This window comes from Flavimaribacter sediminis (genome assembly GCF_019492055.1).
Classification (GTDB): Bacteria; Pseudomonadota; Alphaproteobacteria; order Rhizobiales; family Rhizobiaceae; genus Flavimaribacter; species Flavimaribacter sediminis.
On sequence record NZ_JAICBX010000007.1, the window covers coordinates 120,415 to 141,109 of the forward strand.

Genomic DNA, 20,695 nt, shown 5'->3' on the forward strand with positions numbered 1-20,695 from the left:
CAATAAACATTGCGACAACGATCACTCCGATTTCTTACCGTTAATGTGAGGTTCATAAAGACTTAGCCATAGTATTTTGTTGCTGTTAGAGTACTCACTGCAGCACTATCGAACCAACGGGATCGTCTGAACGGCGTCCTGAAAAAGGTGGAATTCAAAACATGAAACAACGACTGTTTCCCGTGCTGGTCGTTCTTGCGGTGGCTTTGGCCGTTCCGCCGGAGCGTCTTGTCGGGCAAAATTCACAGTCTGGTCTGGCGAACGCCCAGGCGTTTGATCCAGATGATCCGAGACATCCCAGGAACCTCCGGAAACGCCCGCCGGGTCAGCAGGGCCAGCAACAGCGCCCGCCAAGGCAATCCGGTCAGGGCGGTCAGCAGCCGCCACGCAACGCGCAACCGCAAAGACCTCCGCGTAATGCGCAGCCGCAGCGCCCGCCGCGCAACGCACAACCACAGCGTCCACCGCGCAACGCGCAACCGCAACGGCCACCGCGCAATGCGCAACCGCAACAGCCTCCGCGTAACGCACAACCACAGCGCCCACCGCGCAATGCACAACCACAGCGCCCACCGCGCAATGCACAACCGCAGCGCCCACCGCGCAACGCGCAGCCGCAGCGCCCGCCGCGCAACGCGCAGCCGCAGCGCCCGCCGCGCAACGCACAACCGCAAAGGCCGCCGCGTCCGCCGTCGGCAGGCGCCCCGAGACCTCCACGTGCACCGTCGGCAGGCGGTCCGAGACCGCCGCGTCCACCAGCGGCAGGGAGCCCAAGACCTCCGCGTCCGCCAGCAGTGGGTGGGCCGCGTCCTCCGCGCCCGCCTGTAGCGGGTGGCCCGAGGCCTCCCCGTCCGCCGGTTGGCGGTCCGAGACCACCACGTCCGCCAGTTGGCGGTCCGAGACCGCCGCGTCCTCCGGTCGCCGGCGGACCACGGCCTCCTCGTCCTCCGATCGGCGGCCCGCCGCCTCGTCCGAGACCCTATCCTCCGGTCGCCGGCGGGACGTATCGTCCGCCCTACGCGCGGCCGCCCGGCTACTATCCGCCCGGTTGGCGTCCGCCATACTGGCGTCCTCCGACCTGGCGGCCGCCCTATGCGCCGCCGCCCTATGTCCGCCCGCCACACAGCATCTGGGGCAGATACTACTATTATCCGCAATGGGGTTGGTACAATACGGCGCTGGTCGCAGGGGCTACGCTCGCCTTTGTGGCGACGCTCCCCAATGATCGCGGCTGCGAGCAGCTCGATATCGGTCTCTACACGTGCGACGGCGTGCTCTATCGTCCGACGACCTACCAGAACACGCAGGTCTACGAGATCGTTTCCGCCGCTCCGGAGGAGACAGATCCCGTGGTCACGTCATCCACCGGGAGCACGTCGATCGATGACGATCCCTATGTGCTGCTGCAGCTCACCTCTCCCTATCAGAGGGGCGCGCGCGTCGAGGCGCTTCAGAACGCGCTCAACGCGATCGGTTTCGACGTCGGATCCGCCGACGGCGTTTTCGGCAGAAGCACGGACGCCGCAATTCGCGAGTTCCAGGAGTGGTATGGCCTGCCGGTGACGGGCATCGTCGACGCCGAGACGGCCAACGCGATCGGCTGGCAGCTCGCCGTGCAGATCACGCCAGAACTTGGCTATAGCCAGGAAGAAGCGGGTGAAGAGGCGCCGGCTGCGGCCGAATAGATCGCTGCAGCGCCTTTTTCACGGAAAAAGGCAAAAACAATGCGGAAAGGCGTCCTCCGGGGCGCCTTTTCTTTTGCTACTCCATCACCATGCGCGGGAAATAGAACGAGACGACCCAGTTCGGCGCGTCAACGATTTCGCTGATCCTCAGATCGGCGCATACGGAACTCAGCATATAGGCGTCCTCCGGCGTCATGCCGTGTTCGCTACCGAGGAGATCGATCATCCGTCGGACGGCGTCGCGCGCCGCTTCCATCAGGTCCGGTCCGATCCCGGTGGTTACCTCGTACCCTTTTGCGTCCAGGTGCCGGGATACAGGTCCAGGCGTCGTGAAACGCGGCGATTGCGGCGCGCCGCCCTTGACGAGATCGATGGTGACGGCGACGTCCATCGCGCTTTCGATCGCTGTGCCGCAGACTTCCCCGTCGCCCTGTGCGGCATGGGTGTCGCCGACTGACAGAAGAGCGCCTTTCACCTCGACTGGAAGATAGAGAACGGTTCCCCTTGCGATATCCTTTATATCCATGTTGCCGCCGACATTGCGCGGCGGGATCACCGAATGCAGGCTGTTTTCAGCCGGGGCCAGGCCGATGGTGCCGATGAACGGTTTGAGCGGCACGCGGCCGGCCGGTCCGTACGTGGCGGGTTCGACGACCGTCGTATCGTATGACCACACATGCAGGCGTGGATCGGCGAACTGGTCCGCCAGCAGGCCGAAACCCGGAATGATGGCGGTCCATCCGAAACCCGATGGCGAGATGTCCCCGATTGTGATCTTGAGCGCGTCGCCGGGTTCGGCTCCGTCGACATACACCGGACCGGTGACAGGGTTCACCTTGTCCGGATCCATTCTGGCGATATCGGCGGATGTGCTGGATTGTGTATAATGGCCGCCGGCGGCGTCTCGGCATTCGAACAGGATGGTTTCGCCGGGCGCGGCGTGGAGAACAGGTTCATAGGCGTTATTCCAGCCGCAGTGGCTGTGCAGGCTGTGTATTGTATGCTGGAATTGATTGCAGGCCATTTGACATCCGCGCCGGTTTTGAGCTTGATGCCCCCAATTAAAGAACAGGCGCCTTTCGGGATCAACGCCCCGGTCCCTGAATGGTTGCCGCAGAGCGCCTTTCCTCCCGGTCATCCACCGGGACAACTGTGAGGCCGCCAATGCCCCATCTGTTTGTCAATCGCCCGAGACTGCATGATCTCTTCAACCGGAAGCCGAGCCTTCGCGACCAGTTCCGCTGGGAGACCATCAACGCGATTGCCTACAAGTTCGGTGGGGTGTTGTTCATCGCCGGGAGCATCATGTTCTTTCCCTCGATGGAAGCCTACGCCTTCCTCGGCGCCCTGATCTTCGTCGCCGGGTCTCTGGTCTATCTCCTGGTCACAGGCCACGACCTCTATGAGGTCCTCGATCATATCAGGACCCTGAATTCGCCTCCGGGATTGTGGGACAGGCTCGAATTGTGGTCGGCGCTGACCTATGTGACAGGCACCATTCTCTTTACCGTCGGCAGCATCCTCTTTCTTCCTGCCCTCAATCTCATCGCGATCGGCGCGTCCTGTTTCGTCATTGGCAGCCTGCTGTTTGTCGTCGGCGCCACGATCAACGTCCTGGAGATCGTCAAGGCCGAGGATATGGTGCTTCTACAGCTCATGAACCTGACTGCGCTCACCTTCGTCACAGGATCGGTTCTGTTCACCGTCGCATCCATACCCTACCTCCTGGATATGCAGAATGCATCGGATCGCGTAACGATCGACGCCTTCCTTGCCTGGCAATATGTCGCCGGCAGCTGCCTGTTCCTCGCTGGCGGCGTCTTCAATTACTGGCGCGCCTGTATCGTTATGCGGCGCGAGCTGCAAGCAGCGGCTGCTGAAAACCGTGGAAGCGGATCCGGGACAGAGGATACGGGATGAACGAGATGAAAAACGGACAACGCATCCGGTTTGACAATCAATTGTCGACTTGATCATTTCTTAACGGCCTGTCGGCATAAAATTCCATGTGTCTGCACCGTTGCGTGAAAAAGCAGAAGCGCCGCCATGTCCAATTCGATGCAGTGGCCAGACGTCATTCTGGTCAACGGCCCTTCGAGCGCCGGGAAATCAACGCTGTGCCGCGCTCTTCGGGCCCGGACACCGCATCCTTACTTATGTGCAGGTTTTGACGACTTCATCGGATTTTCGGCGCCGCGATACTACATGGGCGCAGGCCATGTCGAAGGGACGCCCGACAGTGACGAACTGCTGCTTGACGGTGACTTTACAGAGCAGGGCGTGAGAATGATCAACATCTCCGCCGACGCCGAGCCGCCATGCGTCGTCGCCAGGTTCGGACCGGTTTTCCGCAGATTGCTCGATTCCATGGCGCCGGCCGTAAGGGCGCTGGTCGACGGCGGCAATTCCGTCATTTTCGATCATGTGCTTCACGACAAGCGGTCTTACGAAAGTTGCATGCATGCGTTCGAAGGGCTGAAGGTTTTCCGGGTCGGCGTCCATTGCCCGCTCGAAGTGCTCGAAGCACGCGAGCGTGCGCGGGGCGACCGCGTCATTGGGCGCGCGCGGGGCCTTGTTGATGTCGTTCACACCTTCTGCAGCTACGAGGCGGAAGTCGACACCGGGGCGATGGACGCCCGCGCCTGCGCGGACAAGGTCGTTGCGGATTTGTCATCCATCAGGCTTGACGATCGAAACGACGGCGCCTGACGCGGTCTCAATCTCTTCCCGAAGCGGCCATCCACCAATTGGCCCGGACACACCAGGATCGGCGTTTGGCCCGGAAGTGCGATTGCCAGTCCCGTGCTCCAAATACGGTCGAACATGCCGCCGGTGTAACCCCGGACGGCATTTGCATCGCCTTGACGGTGTCAATGATGGTCATTGGATCTCTCCCTGTTTTGCGATCATCGCGATGTTGGAGTTAACGACGATGAACCTGATGGCGCAAAGTTAGGAAGCTGTTGTTTCACACGGATTTCGCGGCGACATGCTTCGTGTTTCAATTGTTGTCGCGCCAATGGTCATGTGGCTACACACGCCAGAAAATCCCTCAAATATCTGACTTTTTATGGTGATCCCGGCGCGATTCGAACGCGCGACCTACAGATTAGGAATCTGCCGCTCTATCCTGCTGAGCTACGGGACCACTTGGCGGCTTCCATAGCAAAGCCGGAGCCAAATTCAAAGTTACTTCTGTTCGATTGCATCATTGCAGTGAACAGTTCGGTCACCAATTGAATTCTATCAATTTTCCCGTCGTCGCATATGTGATGTTGCATCGCAATATCATTGACGGAGTCGGAAATGGCAAAAGTTCTCGTTCTTTACTATTCAAGCTGGGGTCACATGGAAGCAATGGCAAAAGCCGCGGGCGAAGGCGCGCGCGAGGCTGGAGCGGACGTGACCATCAAGCGGGTTCCGGAACTGGTGCCCGAAGAGGTCGCCAAGGCCGCCCACTACAAGCTGGACCAGGAAGCGCCGATCGCAGATCCGCTTGAGCTGGAAAACTACGACGCAATCATTTTCGGCGTTTCCACGCGCTACGGCATGATGGCGTCTCAGATCAAAAATTTCCTCGACCAGACCGGTCCGCTCTGGGCGAAAGGCGCGCTTGTCAACAAGGTCGCTTCGGTCATGGCGTCGACGGCAACCCAGCACGGCGGACAGGAAATCGCGCTTCTGACGACCCAGGCCGCACTCCAGCATCACGGCATGATCATCGTTCCGCTCTCCTACGCCTATCAGGGCCAGATGGGCGTCGACATGATCCGCGGCGGAGCGCCCTACGGCATGACGACCCTGAGCGACGGCGACGGTTCCCGCATGCCGTCGGAACAGGAACTCGAAGGCGCCGCCTTCCAGGGCAAGCGCGTCGCTGAAATCACGGCCAAGCTGCACGGTTGATGACGGGAGGCGGGTCTCTCCCGCCTACCGCTCCCCGCGTCGGTAGGGCGCCATCAAGGCGTTGGGCACGCGCGCCCGGCGCGACATGACGATGAGCGCCACGATGGAAAGGACGTAAGGCACCATCAAAAAGAGCTGGTAGGGCACGCCGCCCTCGACCACATGCTGAAGGCGCAATTGGTAGGCGTCGAACAGCGCGAAGAGCAGGGCGCCGAGCAGCGCCTTGCCCGGTTGCCAGGAGGCGAAGACCACCAGCGCGATGCAAACCCAGCCGCGGCCCTGCACCATGGTCGGGAAGAACGAGTTGAAGGTGGCGGTAGTCAGGAACGCGCCGCCGACCGCCATCAACGCGCTGCCCACGACGATCGCGCCGATCCGGATTCGGATCGGGTTCAAACCCTGCGCCTCGACGGCGTGGGGGTTCTCGCCCGTCATCCGAACGGCGAGGCCGAGCGGCGTCTTCGCCAGAACCCAGGCGGTGACGGCGGCGGCCAGGATTGCGAGATAGGTGGGCGCTGTCTGACTGAATAGGGCCTCGCCGAGGAACGGGATGTCCGAGAGGCCGGGAATCGCCAGCGGCTGGAAAGGCTCGATTGTCGGCGGACTGGACGACACCGGCAGGGAAAGACGATAGACGAAATAGGTCAGCGACGACGCAAAAAGCGTGATGCCGAGGCCGGTGACATGCTGGGAGAGGCCGAGCGGGACCGTGAGAAAGGCGTGCAGCAGGCCGAACATCCCGCCGCAGAAGGCGGCGACGGCAAGACCTGTCCACAGATCGCCGCCCTGATAGACGGTCATCCAGGCGACCATGGCGCCCAAGGTCATGATGCCCTCGATGCCGAGATTGAGGACGCCCGAACGTTCGCAGATCAAGGCGCCGAGTGTGCCGAAAATCAGCGGCGTGGCGATGCGCAGCACTGCGCCCCAGAGGCTTGCTGTGGTGAAAATGTCGAGGGCTTCCATCATCGGCGCACCCGGTAGGTCGTGAACAGCAGACAGACGAGCATCGTCAGCAGGGAAATCGACACGATGACGTCGGCGATGAAGCTGGGCACGCCCATGGCGCGGCTCATGCTGTCGGCGCCGACGAAGACGATGGCGACGAAGAGGGCGGTCGCGACGACGCCCAGCGGATTAAGGCCCGCGAGCATGGCGACGACAATGCCCGAATAGCCGTAGCCGGGCGACAGATCCAGCGTCACATACCCCTTCAGGCCCGTCACCTCGATCGCGCCGGCAAGACCGGCCAGCGCGCCGGAAATGCAGGCGACGACCAGCAAGGTGCTTCCCAATGAAATGCCGGCGAAGGACGCCGCGGCGGCGTTCAGACCGGCCGCGCGCGACTTGACGCCGAAGACAGTGCGCGATTGCACCACATAGATGATGATCGCCGCGGCGATTGCGATGAGCAGCCCGATATGAAGCCGGCTGCGCGACAGCAGCTTCGGCAGCATGACGTCATTGCTGACAGCCACCGATTGCGGCCAGCCGAAGGCGAGCGGATCCTTAAGCGGCCCCTCGATCATCATCGACACGAAAAGCAAAACGATAAAGTTCAGGAGAAGGGTGGTGACGACCTCGTCGACGCCGAAGCGAATGCGCAGAATGACGGGTCCGAGAAGCAGCAATGCGCCGGCGATCATGCCGGCGATCATCATCACAGGTATTGCAAGGACGGGCGGAAGCACGGCCGCTATGGAATGGCCGAGCCAGGCCGCGCACAGCGCGCCGACATAGAACTGTCCCTCGCCGCCGATATTCCAGAGCCGCGAACGAAAGGCGACAGCGGCGGCGAGACCCGTCAGCACCAGCGGCGTGGTGCGCGTCAGCGTTTCGGAGATGGAAAGACGCGATCCGAAGGCGCCCTTGAGCATCTCGTAATAGGCCTGAAGCGGATTGGCGCCGGCAATCGCGATGAGCACGCCTGAGAGCGCCAGCGCGATCGCAACCGCGACCAGCGGTGCTGTCAGGGCGAGCGCAAGCGGCGTTTGCGTGCGTCTCTCAAGCCGCATCTTCGCCCTCCCAGATGCCGGCCATCATCAGCCCGATGCGCCGGGAGTCGGCTTCCGACGCTGCGACCGGCGCGGACAGCCGGCCCTTGACGATCGCCTGGATGCGGTCCGACAGAGCGTTCACTTCGTCGAGATCTTCCGAGATCAGCAGGATCGCTGCGCCGGCTTCGCGCGCCGCCAGCAGTTCCGTATGAACAGCCGCAATCGCACCTTCGTCAAGGCCGCGCGTCGGCTGGTTGGCGACGATGAATTTCGGCGTGGAGGCAAGGTTGCGGCCGAGAATCATCTTCTGCATGTTGCCGCCGGACAAAAGCCGCGTGCCGGTGTCCGGCGTTGCGCCCCTTATGTCGAAGCGGCGGATGAGTTCTGCGGAGTAATCCCGGCAGGCCTTGCGGTTGACGAAGCCCCGCCGGTTGAAGCGCGGTTCGGAGATGCGTTCGAGCACGGAATTTTCCCAAACCGCCATCTCGCCGATGGCGCCTTCGGTATTGCGGTCTTCCGGTATGCGGCCGGCGGCCGATTCGACAAGGTCGTGCGGTGTGAAGCCTTTGGCTGTCCGGCCGTCGAAGGTCAGATCGCCTTGCGTCGCTTCCGCGAGACCGCAGGTCAGCTTGCCGAGCGTCGCCTGGCCGTTTCCGGATACGCCGATGATTCCGAGGATCTCGCCGCTTCGCACCTCGAAAGACACGTCGTCGAGCAGTGTGCGCTCGCCCTGTGTCACACTGACGTTGCGTGCGGAGAACACCGTATCGCCGGCGCGCTGATCCTGGCGCCTGGGACGCACGACACGACGCCCCACCATCAGTTCGGCCAGTTCCGCGCGGTCCGTGTCGGCCGTGTTGCGCTCGGCGACGACCTTGCCGCCGCGCAGGATCACGACGCGGCTGGACGCGGCCATCACCTCGTGAAGCTTGTGCGAAATGAAGATCAGTGACAGGCCGGTCTCCGTCATGGTTCTCAGCGTTTCGAACAGCTTGTCGGCCTCGATGCGGGTCAGAACCGCTGTCGGTTCGTCGAGGATCAGGACCCGGGCGTCGCGATACAGCGCTTTCAGGATCTCGACGCGCTGTCGTTCGCCCACGGACAGGTCCGAGATCATCGCTTCCGGATCGACCTGCAAGCCAAAGCGCTCCGCGAGTTCGGTGAGTTTGCGTCGCGCCGGCCGGCGCGCCGAGGTGAAAAGACCGAGCCCTTCCGTCCCGATCATGACATTGTCGAGAACGCTCAGGTTGCCGGCGAGCGTGAAATGCTGGTGGACCATTCCGATCCCGGCCTCGATCGCCGCACTCGGCTTGCCGGGCGGCAGTACGTCGCCGAAAGCGCGAACCTCGCCGCTGTCGGCCGTATAGTGGCCGAAAAGGATGTTCATCAGCGTCGTCTTGCCGGCGCCGTTTTCACCGAGCAGCGCCAGCAGTTCCCCCTGGTTCAGGCTCAGGCTGATATCGTCATTGGCGACGAGGTCGCCGAAACGCTTGGTAATGCCGGAAAGCTCGAGAACGGGCGGCCGGGTCAATTGAGCCCTCCGGCGATCGGCGCGAGGAACGGCCATGGGGCGTCGTCTTCAAGCTGGTGGGCGATATGCAAGAGCAGCAGATCGGAACCGATCGGCCCGATAAGTTGCAAAGAAAGCGGCAGGCCCGCCTGGTCGAGCCCGCGCGGGATGACCATCGCCGGAAGTCCGCAAACATTGGCGAGCGTGGCGCGTGGCGCATAGCTTCCCATGAAGGACCAGGTTCCATCGGCGTCCGCATGTGTTCTGTCTGTTTGACCGATTTTGATCGGCGCCCGGCCAAGCACGGGCATGGCGATCACATCGACATTTTCGAAGATCCGCCAGCATTCGTGGGCGAGACGCGCGGCTTCCGAATCGGCGCGGAACAGTTCGGCCGCAGTTCGTTTGCGCCCTTGCGCGGCATTGTCAGCGACGGCCGGGTGCAGTTCGTCGTCGCCGATGTCAAGCGAATCGATCCAGTTCGCCTCGCTGATCGACAGGAACATGCGGGCGATCGCGTCAGTGCGTTCCACGATCGAATCCAGCTTCGCCGTATCGATATCGACGATCGTGTGGCCGTGCGAGGAGAGAATTGGTTCGGTGCTGCGGATGGCGTTGGCCTGTTCTGCGCCGAGGCCGGCCGGCGCCGTGTCGACCAGCGCAATCCTCAGGCCGCGAATGGGTCCGCCGGTCAGCGACTGATCGCCATAGGGGCCCTTCACGTGACCGGAGACGGCGAAGAGGGCGGCGGCGATGTCGCGGACGGATCGCGCAATCACCAGTTCGCCGGTAATTCCCATCAGGTGGTTCGAAAATTCGGGCGCGTTGGGTACGAGACCGCGCGAAGGTTTCAGCGCCGGCAAGCCGCAGCAGGCCGCCGGGATGCGGATCGAGCCTGCGGCGTCCGTGGCGTGGGCAATGGCGACGATGCCGGAGGCGACGGCCGCCGCCGCGCCGCTGGAGGAACCGCCTGGCGAGTATTCGGGGTTCCAGGGATTGCGCGCCACGGGATCTTCGGTCGGTTCGCTGGTGACCGAAAGGCCGAAGGAAGGGCAGCTTGTCACGCCGAAGGGCAAGAGCCCCGCGCGGCGAAAGCGCTCGAAGATCAGGCTGTCGCGTTCAGGCTTTCCGACACGGGCGGCGATTGCTCTGGATCCTGCATGGCCAGGCAGACCCTTAGCGGCGTTGCCCAGTCCCTTGACGAGAAAAGGTACGCCGGCAAAAGGCATGGTGTCGGCTGCGCCGTCGGCCACAAGCTCGTCGAATGCAACGGCCGCCGACAGCCCCATCTCCTCATCGAAAAAGGCGATCGCGCCCAGCTTGTCGTTGCGGGCGCGATCGAGGCTTTCGCGCATGAGGGCCGACGCTGTTGTCCGGCCCTCTCGAACGGCCTGCCCGAGAGCGGTCGCGTCTACTAGCCCGTCGCCGGCGCTGCTGTCGCCAGCCTGCTGCATGGTCAGGACGGTTCGTCGGGGTTGATCGGCACCTCGAAGGATCCGTCCTTGATCGCCTGGCGCTTGGCTTCCATCGTGGCGATCGCGTTTGGCGGCAACTTTTCGCTGACGAAAATGATGTCATTGCCGCCATACTTCATGAAGGAAAACTCGGTGTAATCCTTGCCGACGGGCTTGTCGGCCTTGATATCGGCCACGATCGCCTCGACGGTCGGACGGTAGTTCCAGATGGCGTTGGCGAAGACCGTGTCGGGATATCGCTCCGTGTAGTCGATCAGCGAGCCGACTGCGAGCACGCCGCGCTCCTTGGCGCCGTCGGCCGTGCCGATGCGTTCGCCGAAGATGATGTCGGCGCCGGCGTCGATCTGCGCAATCGCGGCTTCCTTGGCCTTTGGCGGGTCAAACCAGGTGCCGATGAAGGCGTTCAGAAATTCGGCGTTCGGATTGACCTCGCTGACGCCGTCGCGGAAGGCGTTGATCAGCAGGTTGACTTCCGGAATCGGATAGCCGCCGACCGAACCGAACGTGTTGGTCTCGCTGATCGACCCGGCGAGCATGCCTGCAAGATAGGCGGCTTCGTGGTTGCGGGTGCCGAAGACGCCGAAATTGTCGCCGGACGGGCCGCCGGAAGACCCCATCAGAAAGGCGACGTCCGGATAGTCCTGTGCGACCTGGCGCGCCTCGTTTTCAACGGCGTAGGATTCGCCCCAGATCAGATCGACGCCCTGTTCGGCGTATTCGCGCATGGCGCGGGCGTAGTCGGTGCCGGACACGCCTTCGGACCAGACATATTCGATCAGGCCGTCATCGGCGGCCGATTGCAGCGCTTCGTGGATGCGCGAGTTCCAGGCGTTCTCGACCGGCGAGGCGTGGATTCCGGCGACCTTGATCTTGTCGTCGGCCATGGACGCTGCCCCGAGCACAGGCAGAAGGCTTACTGCCGTCACGACGGTGATGAAGCGACGACGGGAGAAGAGATTGAACATTTTTGGTTCCCCTAAAGAGTTCATTATATCGGCGCAGACGGGTATCTTCAGCCGATCTTGTTTTGCTGTACCGCACAATTTAGACGGCGGGCCAATTTCTTTGTCAATAGGGTTGGAATATTCTTGAGTGGTCGAAAACAGGATTGTTTTCGAAACAGTTGCATCGATCATGTGTTAAACTCCAGGGGCGCGAGTGGAGGGCCTTTTTGATGTCTGTGCGTGGAACCCGCATTCTGGTCGGAACGAGCAAGGGCGCCTTTCTGGTTGCCGGCGAGACTGACCGTTGGACAGTCAAAGGGCCCTTCTGTGACGGCTGGCCGATCAATCACATTGTCGGCGATGCGGAGACGGATACACTTTGGGCCGGAGGCGGCGGAGATTGGCACGGCGCTGGCGTCTGGCGCTCCGACGACGGCGGCGAAAGCTGGGAGCTGACGCGGCTGACATCCGGCCAGATGGACGATTGGGCGGCGCAGGACGCCGATTTCGCCGCCATGATCGGCTGGACGGATACGCCGTTGCCCTTCGACAAAGATTTTTCGCAGATCTGGTCGCTCGGGTTTGCGCATGGAACGCTGTACGCCGGCGCAAAGCCGGCGAGCCTGCTCGCCAGTCGCGACGGAGGCGCCACCTTCGAGCGGCTGCAGGGGCTGACCGATCATCCTTCGGCAGAGAGCTGGAACCCTGGCGGCGCCGGCCTTGTTTTGCATACCATAGTGTCCGACCCATCCGATCCGGAAAAGATGTGGATCGGCATTTCGGCTGCGGGCGTCTTCGCAACCGAGGATGGTGGAAAAAGCTGGGAGCGCCGCAACCGGCTGTCCAACCTCGGCGTATGCGCCGATCACGACCACCCGGCTGGCCCCAGTGACGGGGAAATCGGGCATTGCGTCCACAATATGATGCGCGCGCCGGGAGAGGGTGATCTGCTCTACCAGCAAAATCATCACGGCGTGTGGCGCTCTGCAGACGGGGGGAGAAGCTGGGACGACATCACCGCGGGTCTGCCGTCAACATTTGGTTTTCCGATCTGTGTGCATCCACGGGACGCGCAAACGATCTGGACCCTGCCGCTCAACGGCGACAGCGCCGGACGGTTTCCGCCCGATGCGGCCGCGGCAGTATGGCGCTCGCGCGACGGCGGCGCTACCTGGCGAGACTTGCGCGAGGGATTGCCGCAGGAAAGCTGCTATTTCACAGTTCTGCGTCAGGCGATGGCGCGCGACAACGCCGATCCCGTCGGCGTTTATTTCGGGACCAACAGCGGCTCCGTGTTCGCCAGTCTCGACGAGGGAGACACCTGGGACGAGATCGCGCGGCATCTGCCGACGATCCTTTCCGTCGAGGCGATGGATCGTATGTGAGCGAGCGGCGACGAGGTCAGGAAAACGATCCCGGCATCAGCGCTTCGTAACGCTGCTTCACCAGACGGTAACAGTGGCAGGCGGCGTTTTCGAGGCCCTTGCGGTCCTCCACCGTGACTGCACCTTTTTGTGCGCTGATGAGGCCCTTCTCGCGCAGGGTCTGGCTTGCGCCGTTGATGCTGGATCGATGAACCGACAGCATCTGTCCCAGGAACTCCTGCGTCAGCGGCAAGCGGTCGTCATCGCTGCGGTCGCGCATCATCAGGATCCAGCGAGAGAGCCGTTCTTCCACCGGATGGATCGCGTTGCAGGCGACAGACTGCATGGTCAGCGAAAGAAGCGCCTCCATGTAGCAGACAATGTGCTGCCGGAAGGCTCCATCCTCGTCGAACGCTTTCTGAAACGTCGGCGCAGGACATCGCCATGCCTTTCCCGGCACCTGCGCCAGCCATCGTCCATAGGTTTCGCGGGAGCCAATGGCGGCAATGGGGCCGACAACACCCTCCCGCCCTATGCCGGCCAGCTCCGGCGATTCCCCGTCCACCTGTGGCGCCACAATGGAAACCATGCCGCTTTCCGGAAACAGCACAAAGTCGATACGTTCGCCCGAATCGAGCAAGGTTGTGCCGGAAGAATAGGATATCGGCCTGAGATCATTCTCGATCAACGCCAGTGTCTTGACAGGCAAATGCCGCAGCAGCCGGTTCGCGAAACGTCTGTTTATGCTCATGATGATTAAACACGCGGACAGGACGCCGGTTCCGGACGAATGTCGGGTACCCGACAGAACCCTGTGGTCTATGGTGCTAGCGTGTGTCGGGTTGACGACGATTTCGTATTGTTAAAGTATTGTTTTTGAAGATTGTCGCAGAACTTTTCCGGTAGCCGCCCGCGCTGCCGTTTTCTGAATTACGGGGGTTAAATGGAAGAGCGATTGTCAACCGGAATCGAGGGCCTGGACTACATCATGGACGGCGGCCTGCCGACCGGACATGTCTATCTCATCCGGGGGGAACCCGGCACCGGCAAGACGACAATGGCGCTGCAATATATGAACGCCGGCGCCAGGAACGGTGAACCGGCGCTCTACGTCACCTTGTCCCAAACGGCCCGGGAGCTGGATATCATTGCTTCGTCCTATGGAATGAGCCTTGACGGGATGGATGTCCACTCTGGCCACGACCTGTTCGGCGAAGCGTCTGCCCAGAGCGTAATCGACACCAGCGAGATGGAACTCGAGAGGCTGGTCGGCCGGGTCAGGGATATATTGGCGGAAACAAAGCCGACGAGGGTCGTGATCGATTCTCTGATAGACCTTCGCTTGCGCGCGCTGGACGTGCTTGCCTATCGTCGGCTTTTCCGCGAACTCATGGATATACTGATTGCCGCCCAGACGACGACGCTGTTTCTGGACAGCGATCCGGAATATGGCGGCGATTCCCAAGTGACCGCTCTGGTCCACGGGGTCCTGTCGCTGAGGCGGGCGCTTCCGGGTTACGGCATTGCGCAGCGGCGTCTCGAGATAAACAAGCTGCGCGGCGTGGCCCATGCGGAAGGTCTTCACGACTTCACGATCCTTGCCAATGGCGTGAGGGTCTTTCCGAGACTGACCAGCGAACTCGACGCGGCGCCGCCAAGCCTCGATACGGTAGGGACCGGCCTCGCCGGCCTCGATGAACTCACCTGTGGCGGTGTTTCCCAGGGCACGGCGCTGATGATCTACGGCCAGGCCGGCACCGGCAAGTCAACGCTTGCCGCAAGCATTATCAGGGCCTCTATCGATCGGGGCGACCAGGCCGCGGCTTTCATGTTCGAGGAGCATCCCAAAACCTTCCTCAAACGCGCCGACAGACTCGGCATTCCACTGACCGAGGAGAACGAGTCCGGGCGATTCATAACCGCCGACATGAGGGCCGGTGAGGTGCTTCCAGGCGAGTTCGTGCACATGGTGCTCGACGCTGCCGACCGCAAGCCTGTCAAGACGGTCGTCATCGACAGTGTCAACGGGTATGTGACGGCCGCCGCAAACAAGGATCACGCCCTCGCGCAGCTCAACACCCTGGTGGCCACCTTACGGTCGCGCCAGGTCGTTACCGTACTGGTGGTGGAACAACCCGGGTTTCTTACCCAGATCGGCCACAGCCTGGATGTCAGCATCCTTTCCGACTGCATCATATTACTGCGGCAATACGAACCCCAAAGCATGGTCCGCCGATCGATTACCGTGCTGAAGAAGAGAACGGGTCCGCACAGCACTGAACTCCGGGAGCTGGTTATGGAAGACGGTAGAATGGATGTTGTAGCTATTCCGCCCGATCGCCTGGAGACGATGCGCCAGCTTCATCTCCTCAATTCTCACGCGCCGATTTAGCAAAGCCGCCGATGCCTGCGAAACTGCCTGACGAAAGGGTTCTGGTTCTTGCCGCGCTGCCCGCCGACGCCGCCGCACTTCGGGAATTGATCGAGGCAGAGGGAGAAACGCCCGCTCCGCTGGCCGACGGCAAGTTGTCCGACGCCCTGGACGAGGGCGCCGGCTGTCTGATCATGACCGAGGAAACGTTGACGGCGAACATCGTGGCGCCCCTGTTGGAGTGGGCGCAGGCGCAGCCGGAGTGGAGCGTGTTGCCGGTATTGATCCTTGTGCGGCACCCCAATCGTCTGCCCAAGACTGTCGTACCCCTGGTTCAGGGAGAACGATCGAAACGCATCCAGGTGACATTACTCGGGCGACCATCCGCGCCCGATGTCCTGCGCAATGCGCTGCGTGGACTGATGGAAACGCGGCGGTGGCAATATCGTATCCGCGACCAGATACGTGAGTTGCAGCAACGGGAAGAGGAAGTTCTGCTGCTTGGCAGGGAGGTTCAGCACCGGGCCAGAAACAGCATCACGAAGGTTCTGTCCATCATGCGGCAGACCTGGCGCAGTTCCGCTTCGCCGGAAGCGTTTATCCAAAGTCTCGAACGGCGAATTGCATCGATGGCCCGCGGTCTAACGTTGATGTCGGAATCAAACGCGCTCGGGGCGAGTATCGTGGACCTGCTGGTCACCGAGGTCAGGGCCGTTCTCGGCGAGGAAGCGGAAAGCAAGAGGCTTTTCTACGAGGGCCGGGACATGATGCTCAACGAGAAAGGCGCCCTGGCGCTTCACCTTGTTTTCCACGAGTTGACAACCAATGCGCTGAAATACGGCGCGTTCAGCAATTCGAGCGGTTGTGTGAACGTGCAATGGGCGTTCGAAGCCGACGATGACGGCGAAATGCTTCGACTGTCGTGGCGTGAGGAAAATGGGCCGCCCGTCGTCCCGCCGGAAAAGAAGGGATTCGGGTCGCGGCTGATCGACATTACTCTTTTGCAGGAGGTCGAAGGAGCCTGCGACATCGACTACGCCAAAACCGGGCTCGTCTGTACAATGCGCCTTCCCACAGGGGTTATCTCGCCAACATCCCCGGGCGACCAGCAATAGGCGAGCTCCGAATGAGGTCTCCCGAGGGACAGCAATGAAGCCGCCTGCTGATTTTACGAGAATCAGCAACCTTTCGATCTGCAACCCAAATTGATTTGGCGACCTGCAATCAAAGGGCGTATCCTTTCAACGCGCAATCTATGCATGCGAGGGGGCGTCATGACATCCGGCAATCTCGATATTCAGCAACCACAACCTTTCGATCTCGTAGGGAGCACCATCCTGATTTCCGGGAACGCCGTGGCGTTCGAGGGTACGCTGACAATTCGCGTCAGCGAAGGCCATGACGAATATTCTTCCTTCACCAATGTGGGCTCGCTGGCTCTGCGCCAGTTCCAGGGCGAAATCACGATCCCTGACAATCCCGGCTTCCAGCTCTCGCGGCTGTTCCTGACGCTCGCCGACGACACCGGCAATGAAAACGGGCCGTCGGTCATCGTACCCGTTCTCTTCGGTCCGAAGATCGTCCCCGGTTACACCGGCTATCGCAACTACACCGTCAAATCCGGCGACACACTGACGAAGATCGCAAGGGCGGAATATGGAAATGACGATTTTCAGCCGATCGTCGAGGCGAACCAGCACCTCATCAGCGATCCTGACCTGATCTTCGTTGGACAGGTGCTGCGCGTGCCGCGCAACGACACGTGACGATTCAACCTTCCTGCGGATTTCCGCAGGCGTCTTCGCCGCTCAGGTGTTGTCTGATGACGCGTGAATACGACGGGCGATCGCCTACCGATGCGCACAGGTCCGACAATCGGGGATTGGATGCGAACAGTTCCGACTTGTCGGAAGCCCATTCGGTGAGCATGGTCAGGTATATGTCGAGCGCCGTAAATCCTCTGCGAAGAAAATAGGGCTCGCCCTCGATCGCGTTTTCTATGGTTGAAAAGAACTCCTGCAACTGCTGTTCGGCCGTCTGACGCACTGTTTCGTTCGCGCTGTCGTCCGACGTGAATTGCTCGGGATGCCAGGCTCTGGAGAAAACCGGATACCCGCTCGTCGCCATGACCATGAGCCAGAACAGAAAGCGCGATCTGTCGGTATCGGTCGCCGCTGGCACGAGACGGCTGTCGGGATGCCGCTCGCCGAGCACAATGGTGATTGCCGCTGTTTCACCGACCACTTCGCCGTCGGGCAGTTTCAAGGCCGGTACGCGGGCGACGGGGTTGATCGAACGGTATTCACGATTCCGATGCGCCCCCGCCGCCATATCCACATGGATGCGATCATAGTTCGCACCAATTTCGTCGAGCAGAACTTGCGGGCCGATCGCGCCTGACATCTTTTCCCAGTAAAGCGTGTACATTCGTTTCTACCCGAAGTTTGGTTATGTGGGTCGATATCGCGAAGTCGCGGGATCGATTACGGACGTGATCTCGGTAATGTGCGTTGCCGGAAATCCACTCAGTTCCGCGTGGCGGTGAATGGCGTCCTCGTCCTTCGCCAGATAGATGCAGAAGGTCTTGTCGCCCGCCACATAGGAATGCTGCCACTGAATGTCGGGGCTCAGTTCCGCAAGGGCTTCGTTCGATTTTTGCGCCGCCGCTCCGAGTTCAGATCTGTCCATGCTGCCCACAGCCGGGATGTCGCGTTCAATGACGAATTTTTTCATCTTCTGCCTCGTTCCTGCAAAGTTTTTCTTTTGGTGATTCAATCGCACCAATCAACAAAGCCCATTGTTTCAGGCAATATTCGCCTCTGCAGCTCATTTATTCTTTAGCCTGAGAAAGAAAAAGTTTAGTGTTGGCGCATGAAGTTATCGCATCTGAATGCTCTGCGCGCTCTGGAGGCGGTGTTGCGCACGGGCGGCTTTCGCACTGCTGCGGAGGAACTGGGTGTAACCACTGCGGCAATCGGGCAGCAGATCAGGGGGCTGGAGGCTTTCGTCGGAAGAAACCTCTTCATTCGGTCTCCCGGCGGCGTGCATCCGACGGATCAGGCGCTTCGCCTGAGAAACAGGCTGACCTACGGTTTTTGGATGGTTCACGAGGTGCTCGAGGAGCTGAGAGACGTTCATTCGTCCAACCGGATTGGGATAACGTTGCCCGAGTCCTTTGCCGAAAACTGGTTCACCAAGCGGATTTCGGAATTCTACCGTCTTAACTCGGAGGTTGACCTGCGTCTCAACGCCTCCAATCGACGCGTGGATCTCGTCGCCGAAGGATTCGATTTTGCTATTCGCTACAGTCCGCCGCCGGAAGACGAGTTCGCTTGCGTCGATTTGTTCGGAGACCATGTGCTTCCCCTCTGCACGCCGGGGCTTGCTGAAAAATATGGTCTCTCGGAATCGAACAGCACTCTTGATGGCGTGCCACTGGTCCATCTCGACAATCGCACGCCCGATCCGCAATGGCCGGATTGGCAGAGCTGGCGCTTGGCATTTGGCGTTGATCCGGGAGATATATCCAGTGGTGTACGCTACTCCCGGATCAGTTCCGGACTTCAGGCCGCTGTTTCGGGGCAGGGATTGGTCCTTTGCGGAATTACGGAAGCCTATGATTCAGTCGTGAGCGGGCAGTTGATCATGCCCTTCGGCCCGGACAAGCGCATGACGACGGAATACCGGTATCGACTGCTGTGGCTGAAAGACCGAAATCTTGGCGCCCTGCAAAGGAGTTTTCGTGACTGGATCACCGGTCTTGCGCATTCATTCAATGATTGCGTTACGGAGTTGCTGCGAGGATAACAGCACTTTCCAGGAGCTTCGGAAACCGGGCTCGCGGCCATATCGTAGCGCGCGGCTGAGGCGAGCCTGATCCACCGGAGATGGGGATTTAGCATGACGGGATCACCGGGAAAGGGCAACTGGGACGTCCGTATTGCGGTCGATGCGGACCAGCCCGCGATAAGCTCCCTGGTGCGGTCGGAACGGCTGTTTCCCTATGGGCTTGGCTGGCGAACCTTCGTTGTCGCCGAGGCGGGCGACAGGATTGTCGGCGCGGCGCAGATCCGCAATCATCGCGACGGCTCGCGCGAACTCGGATCGCTTGTGGTGACGCCAGGCTGGCGCAATCGCGGCGTCGCGGAGGCGATGATCGACACGCTGCTTGCAGGCGAAACCGGTCCGGTGCACCTGGTCACCGCCGCCAAGCGAGCGTTGCGTTTCAGGCGTTTTGGTTTCGAGACAATCAATGTCTCACAGGCGCCGGGCGCGTTGCGACGGCATTTCTGGCTCGGGCAGATCGGCGGCGGCCTGTCACGGCTTTTCAGCCTTCGGCGCCCGAGGTCGATGGTGGTGATGCGCCGGGACGGAACAAAGCTGAATCAATAAGCGTTGCGACCTGTATCCGTTGGTGTTTGAGAGGTTCCGATGTCGAGAAACCGCATTTCAGCCTTGCTGGTGCTTCTGGCAGTATTCATGACTTCGCCGGTATCGATGGTTGGAGCGGCGGATCTGGAAGTATTGCGCGAACGCGCGCTCGCTCTCGTCAATGAAGCCCGGGAAAAGCAGGAGCTGACGGTGCTGCAGCGAAGCACTCTGCTTGACAAGGCGGCGCAAAGCCATGCCGAAGACATGATGGAGCGGGATTACTATTCGCACAGCTCGCCGGAAGGCGACACGGTGAGTGATCGTTTTCGCGACCGGGGCGGAAGCCGCTGGAAGCTGGTGGCCGAAAACATCGCCACCTGTTCAGGCTGCGACACGCCGCCGACCGTAGATCGGGTCGTGGCGTTTCAAAAAGGCTGGATGGACAGTCCCGGCCACCGTGAAAATATCCTGAAGGCCGGTCTCGACAGTTTCGGATTTGGAATCGCCGGCAGCGACGGCCGGATATTCGCGGTCCAGACATTTGCCGGCGCGGGTGAACCGCGTGGGCTCGGTCCCGGCGAGGAGGCGGTCGCGCTCGCGCCTGGCGAACAGCTGCAGCAAGCAGAGCGCAGTGTCAACCGGGCCCGGCAACGCGCGGACGTGGAAACCGTTGAAGCCAGCGAAGCGCTTGCGGACGTCGCCCGGCAGTTGCTGCCGGAGGGCGATCTGGGAAAAAGCCTGATCGATCGTCCCGACAATCTGTTTGATCTGCTGCCCCACGGGCAGGCTGAAGACTGGAGCAGCCTTTCTATCATGGCTGGCGCCTGCGGGGGCTGCGGCAGCAGGCCGACTGCCGCCGATATCCGATATTTCGTTGGTCAATGGAGCGACGACCCCCAGGATGGCCGCACAGTTCTCGACGAAGGCGCGACCCACCTTGGATTTGCCATGAGAGTGGACGGCGACGGCCGGAAAATTGCCGTTGCCGTGCTTGGACAGAAGTTCCGCTGACTTTCCGGCGCGACAGCCAATGTTGGACTGGAGCCAAGATGCACTATGTGACTGGTGAAGT

At 61.2% G+C, this 20,695-nt stretch carries 21 protein-coding genes and 1 tRNA gene; 11 read left to right on the forward strand and 11 right to left on the reverse strand.

All coding sequences use genetic code 11. From position 1 onward, the window contains the following. Positions 1-105: 105 nt before the first annotated feature. Entirely contained in the window at positions 106-1,062 is a 957-nt protein-coding gene (locus K1W69_RS27230; protein ID WP_258571381.1) for a hypothetical protein, read from the reverse strand. Between the two features lie 143 nt (positions 1,063-1,205). On the opposite strand from K1W69_RS27230, the gene K1W69_RS27505 reads away from it, so the two are divergent. Continuing rightward, complete coding sequence (locus K1W69_RS27505) at positions 1,206-1,685, forward strand: peptidoglycan-binding domain-containing protein (RefSeq protein ID WP_370688319.1); 480 nt, start codon at positions 1,206-1,208, stop codon at positions 1,683-1,685. Positions 1,686-1,761: 76 nt separating this feature from the next. On the opposite strand, the gene K1W69_RS25865 is transcribed toward K1W69_RS27505, so the two are convergent. Further along, positions 1,762-2,709 (reverse strand): acetamidase/formamidase family protein, encoded by a 948-nt coding sequence (locus tag K1W69_RS25865; protein WP_220231374.1) that lies wholly within the window; start codon positions 2,707-2,709, stop codon positions 1,762-1,764. A gap of 140 nt (positions 2,710-2,849) precedes the next feature. Here K1W69_RS25865 and K1W69_RS25870 point away from each other — a divergent pair, with 140 nt between their 5' ends. Together K1W69_RS25870 and K1W69_RS25875 are read left to right on the forward strand one after the other, a co-directional pair. Continuing rightward, entirely contained in the window at positions 2,850-3,605 is a 756-nt protein-coding gene (locus K1W69_RS25870; RefSeq protein ID WP_220231375.1) for a YrhK family protein, read from the forward strand. Positions 3,606-3,731: 126 nt separating this feature from the next. After that, positions 3,732-4,394: a chloramphenicol phosphotransferase CPT family protein gene (locus tag K1W69_RS25875; protein ID WP_220231376.1), complete on the forward strand. Its 663-nt coding sequence runs from the start codon at positions 3,732-3,734 to the stop codon at positions 4,392-4,394. Between the two features lie 362 nt (positions 4,395-4,756). On the opposite strand, the gene K1W69_RS25880 is transcribed toward K1W69_RS25875, so the two are convergent. Further along, positions 4,757-4,833 (reverse strand) — tRNA-Arg (locus tag K1W69_RS25880). Between the two features lie 158 nt (positions 4,834-4,991). Here K1W69_RS25880 and wrbA point away from each other — a divergent pair. Then, positions 4,992-5,591, forward strand: a complete 600-nt coding sequence (gene wrbA / locus K1W69_RS25885; RefSeq protein ID WP_220231377.1) for an NAD(P)H:quinone oxidoreductase — start codon at positions 4,992-4,994, stop codon at positions 5,589-5,591. 24 nt (positions 5,592-5,615) lie between these two features. On the opposite strand, the gene K1W69_RS25890 is transcribed toward wrbA, so the two are convergent. The 5 genes from K1W69_RS25890 to K1W69_RS25910 are packed head-to-tail and all read right to left on the reverse strand — an operon-like array spanning position 5,616 to position 11,538. Further along, entirely contained in the window at positions 5,616-6,560 is a 945-nt protein-coding gene (locus tag K1W69_RS25890; RefSeq protein ID WP_220231378.1) for an ABC transporter permease, read from the reverse strand. Continuing rightward, positions 6,557-7,606 carry an ABC transporter permease gene (locus tag K1W69_RS25895; protein ID WP_220231379.1) on the reverse strand — a complete coding sequence of 350 codons (1,050 nt, stop codon included), beginning with the start codon at positions 7,604-7,606 and terminating at the stop codon, positions 6,557-6,559. The genes K1W69_RS25890 and K1W69_RS25895 overlap by 4 nt, the downstream gene beginning before the upstream one ends. Further along, on the reverse strand, positions 7,596-9,119 hold the full coding sequence (locus K1W69_RS25900; RefSeq protein ID WP_258571382.1) for an ABC transporter ATP-binding protein: 1,524 nt from the start codon (positions 9,117-9,119) through the stop codon (positions 7,596-7,598). Before K1W69_RS25900 ends, K1W69_RS25895 begins: the two co-directional genes overlap by 11 nt. Beyond that, complete coding sequence (locus K1W69_RS25905; protein WP_220231381.1) at positions 9,116-10,552, reverse strand: amidase; 1,437 nt, start codon at positions 10,550-10,552, stop codon at positions 9,116-9,118. Before K1W69_RS25905 ends, K1W69_RS25900 begins: the two co-directional genes overlap by 4 nt. 2 nt (positions 10,553-10,554) lie before the next feature. After that, complete coding sequence (locus K1W69_RS25910; RefSeq protein WP_220231382.1) at positions 10,555-11,538, reverse strand: BMP family protein; 984 nt, start codon at positions 11,536-11,538, stop codon at positions 10,555-10,557. A 209-nt stretch (positions 11,539-11,747) separates the two neighbouring features. Between K1W69_RS25910 and K1W69_RS25915 the strand changes: the two genes are divergently transcribed. Next, positions 11,748-12,902, forward strand: coding sequence for a WD40/YVTN/BNR-like repeat-containing protein (locus K1W69_RS25915; protein WP_220231383.1), 1,155 nt, complete (start codon positions 11,748-11,750; stop codon positions 12,900-12,902). Between the two features lie 16 nt (positions 12,903-12,918). Here K1W69_RS25915 and K1W69_RS25920 read toward each other — a convergent pair whose 3' ends face one another. Then, positions 12,919-13,632 carry a Crp/Fnr family transcriptional regulator gene (locus K1W69_RS25920; RefSeq protein WP_220231384.1) on the reverse strand — a complete coding sequence of 238 codons (714 nt, stop codon included), beginning with the start codon at positions 13,630-13,632 and terminating at the stop codon, positions 12,919-12,921. A 204-nt stretch (positions 13,633-13,836) separates the two neighbouring features. On the opposite strand from K1W69_RS25920, the gene K1W69_RS25925 reads away from it, so the two are divergent. The 3 genes from K1W69_RS25925 (at position 13,837) to K1W69_RS25935 (ending at position 17,018) form a co-directional block, all read left to right on the forward strand. Continuing rightward, the gene (locus K1W69_RS25925; protein WP_220231385.1) at positions 13,837-15,273 is read left to right on the forward strand and encodes a DUF7125 family protein; all 1,437 of its coding nucleotides are present in this window, start codon (positions 13,837-13,839) and stop codon (positions 15,271-15,273) included. A gap of 11 nt (positions 15,274-15,284) precedes the next feature. After that, a complete protein-coding gene (locus tag K1W69_RS25930; protein WP_220231386.1) occupies positions 15,285-16,367 on the forward strand; it encodes a sensor histidine kinase in 1,083 nt (360 codons plus the stop codon). 159 nt (positions 16,368-16,526) lie between these two features. Further along, positions 16,527-17,018, forward strand: coding sequence for a LysM peptidoglycan-binding domain-containing protein (locus K1W69_RS25935; protein ID WP_220231387.1), 492 nt, complete (start codon positions 16,527-16,529; stop codon positions 17,016-17,018). 4 nt (positions 17,019-17,022) lie between these two features. Here K1W69_RS25935 and K1W69_RS25940 read toward each other — a convergent pair whose 3' ends face one another. Continuing rightward, a complete protein-coding gene (locus K1W69_RS25940; RefSeq protein WP_220231388.1) occupies positions 17,023-17,679 on the reverse strand; it encodes a glutathione S-transferase family protein in 657 nt (218 codons plus the stop codon). Positions 17,680-17,700: 21 nt separating this feature from the next. Further along, a complete protein-coding gene (locus K1W69_RS25945; protein ID WP_220231389.1) occupies positions 17,701-17,985 on the reverse strand; it encodes a DUF4242 domain-containing protein in 285 nt (94 codons plus the stop codon). Between the two features lie 138 nt (positions 17,986-18,123). Between K1W69_RS25945 and K1W69_RS25950 the strand changes: the two genes are divergently transcribed. The 3 genes from K1W69_RS25950 to K1W69_RS25960 all read left to right on the forward strand — a co-directional run bounded on the left by K1W69_RS25950 (position 18,124) and on the right by K1W69_RS25960 (position 20,634). Next, positions 18,124-19,059 carry a LysR substrate-binding domain-containing protein gene (locus K1W69_RS25950; RefSeq protein WP_220231390.1) on the forward strand — a complete coding sequence of 312 codons (936 nt, stop codon included), beginning with the start codon at positions 18,124-18,126 and terminating at the stop codon, positions 19,057-19,059. Positions 19,060-19,152: 93 nt separating this feature from the next. Then, positions 19,153-19,644: a GNAT family N-acetyltransferase gene (locus tag K1W69_RS25955; protein ID WP_220231391.1), complete on the forward strand. Its 492-nt coding sequence runs from the start codon at positions 19,153-19,155 to the stop codon at positions 19,642-19,644. A gap of 39 nt (positions 19,645-19,683) precedes the next feature. Then, positions 19,684-20,634 (forward strand): CAP domain-containing protein, encoded by a 951-nt coding sequence (locus K1W69_RS25960; RefSeq protein WP_220231392.1) that lies wholly within the window; start codon positions 19,684-19,686, stop codon positions 20,632-20,634. Positions 20,635-20,695: the final 61 nt, after the last annotated feature.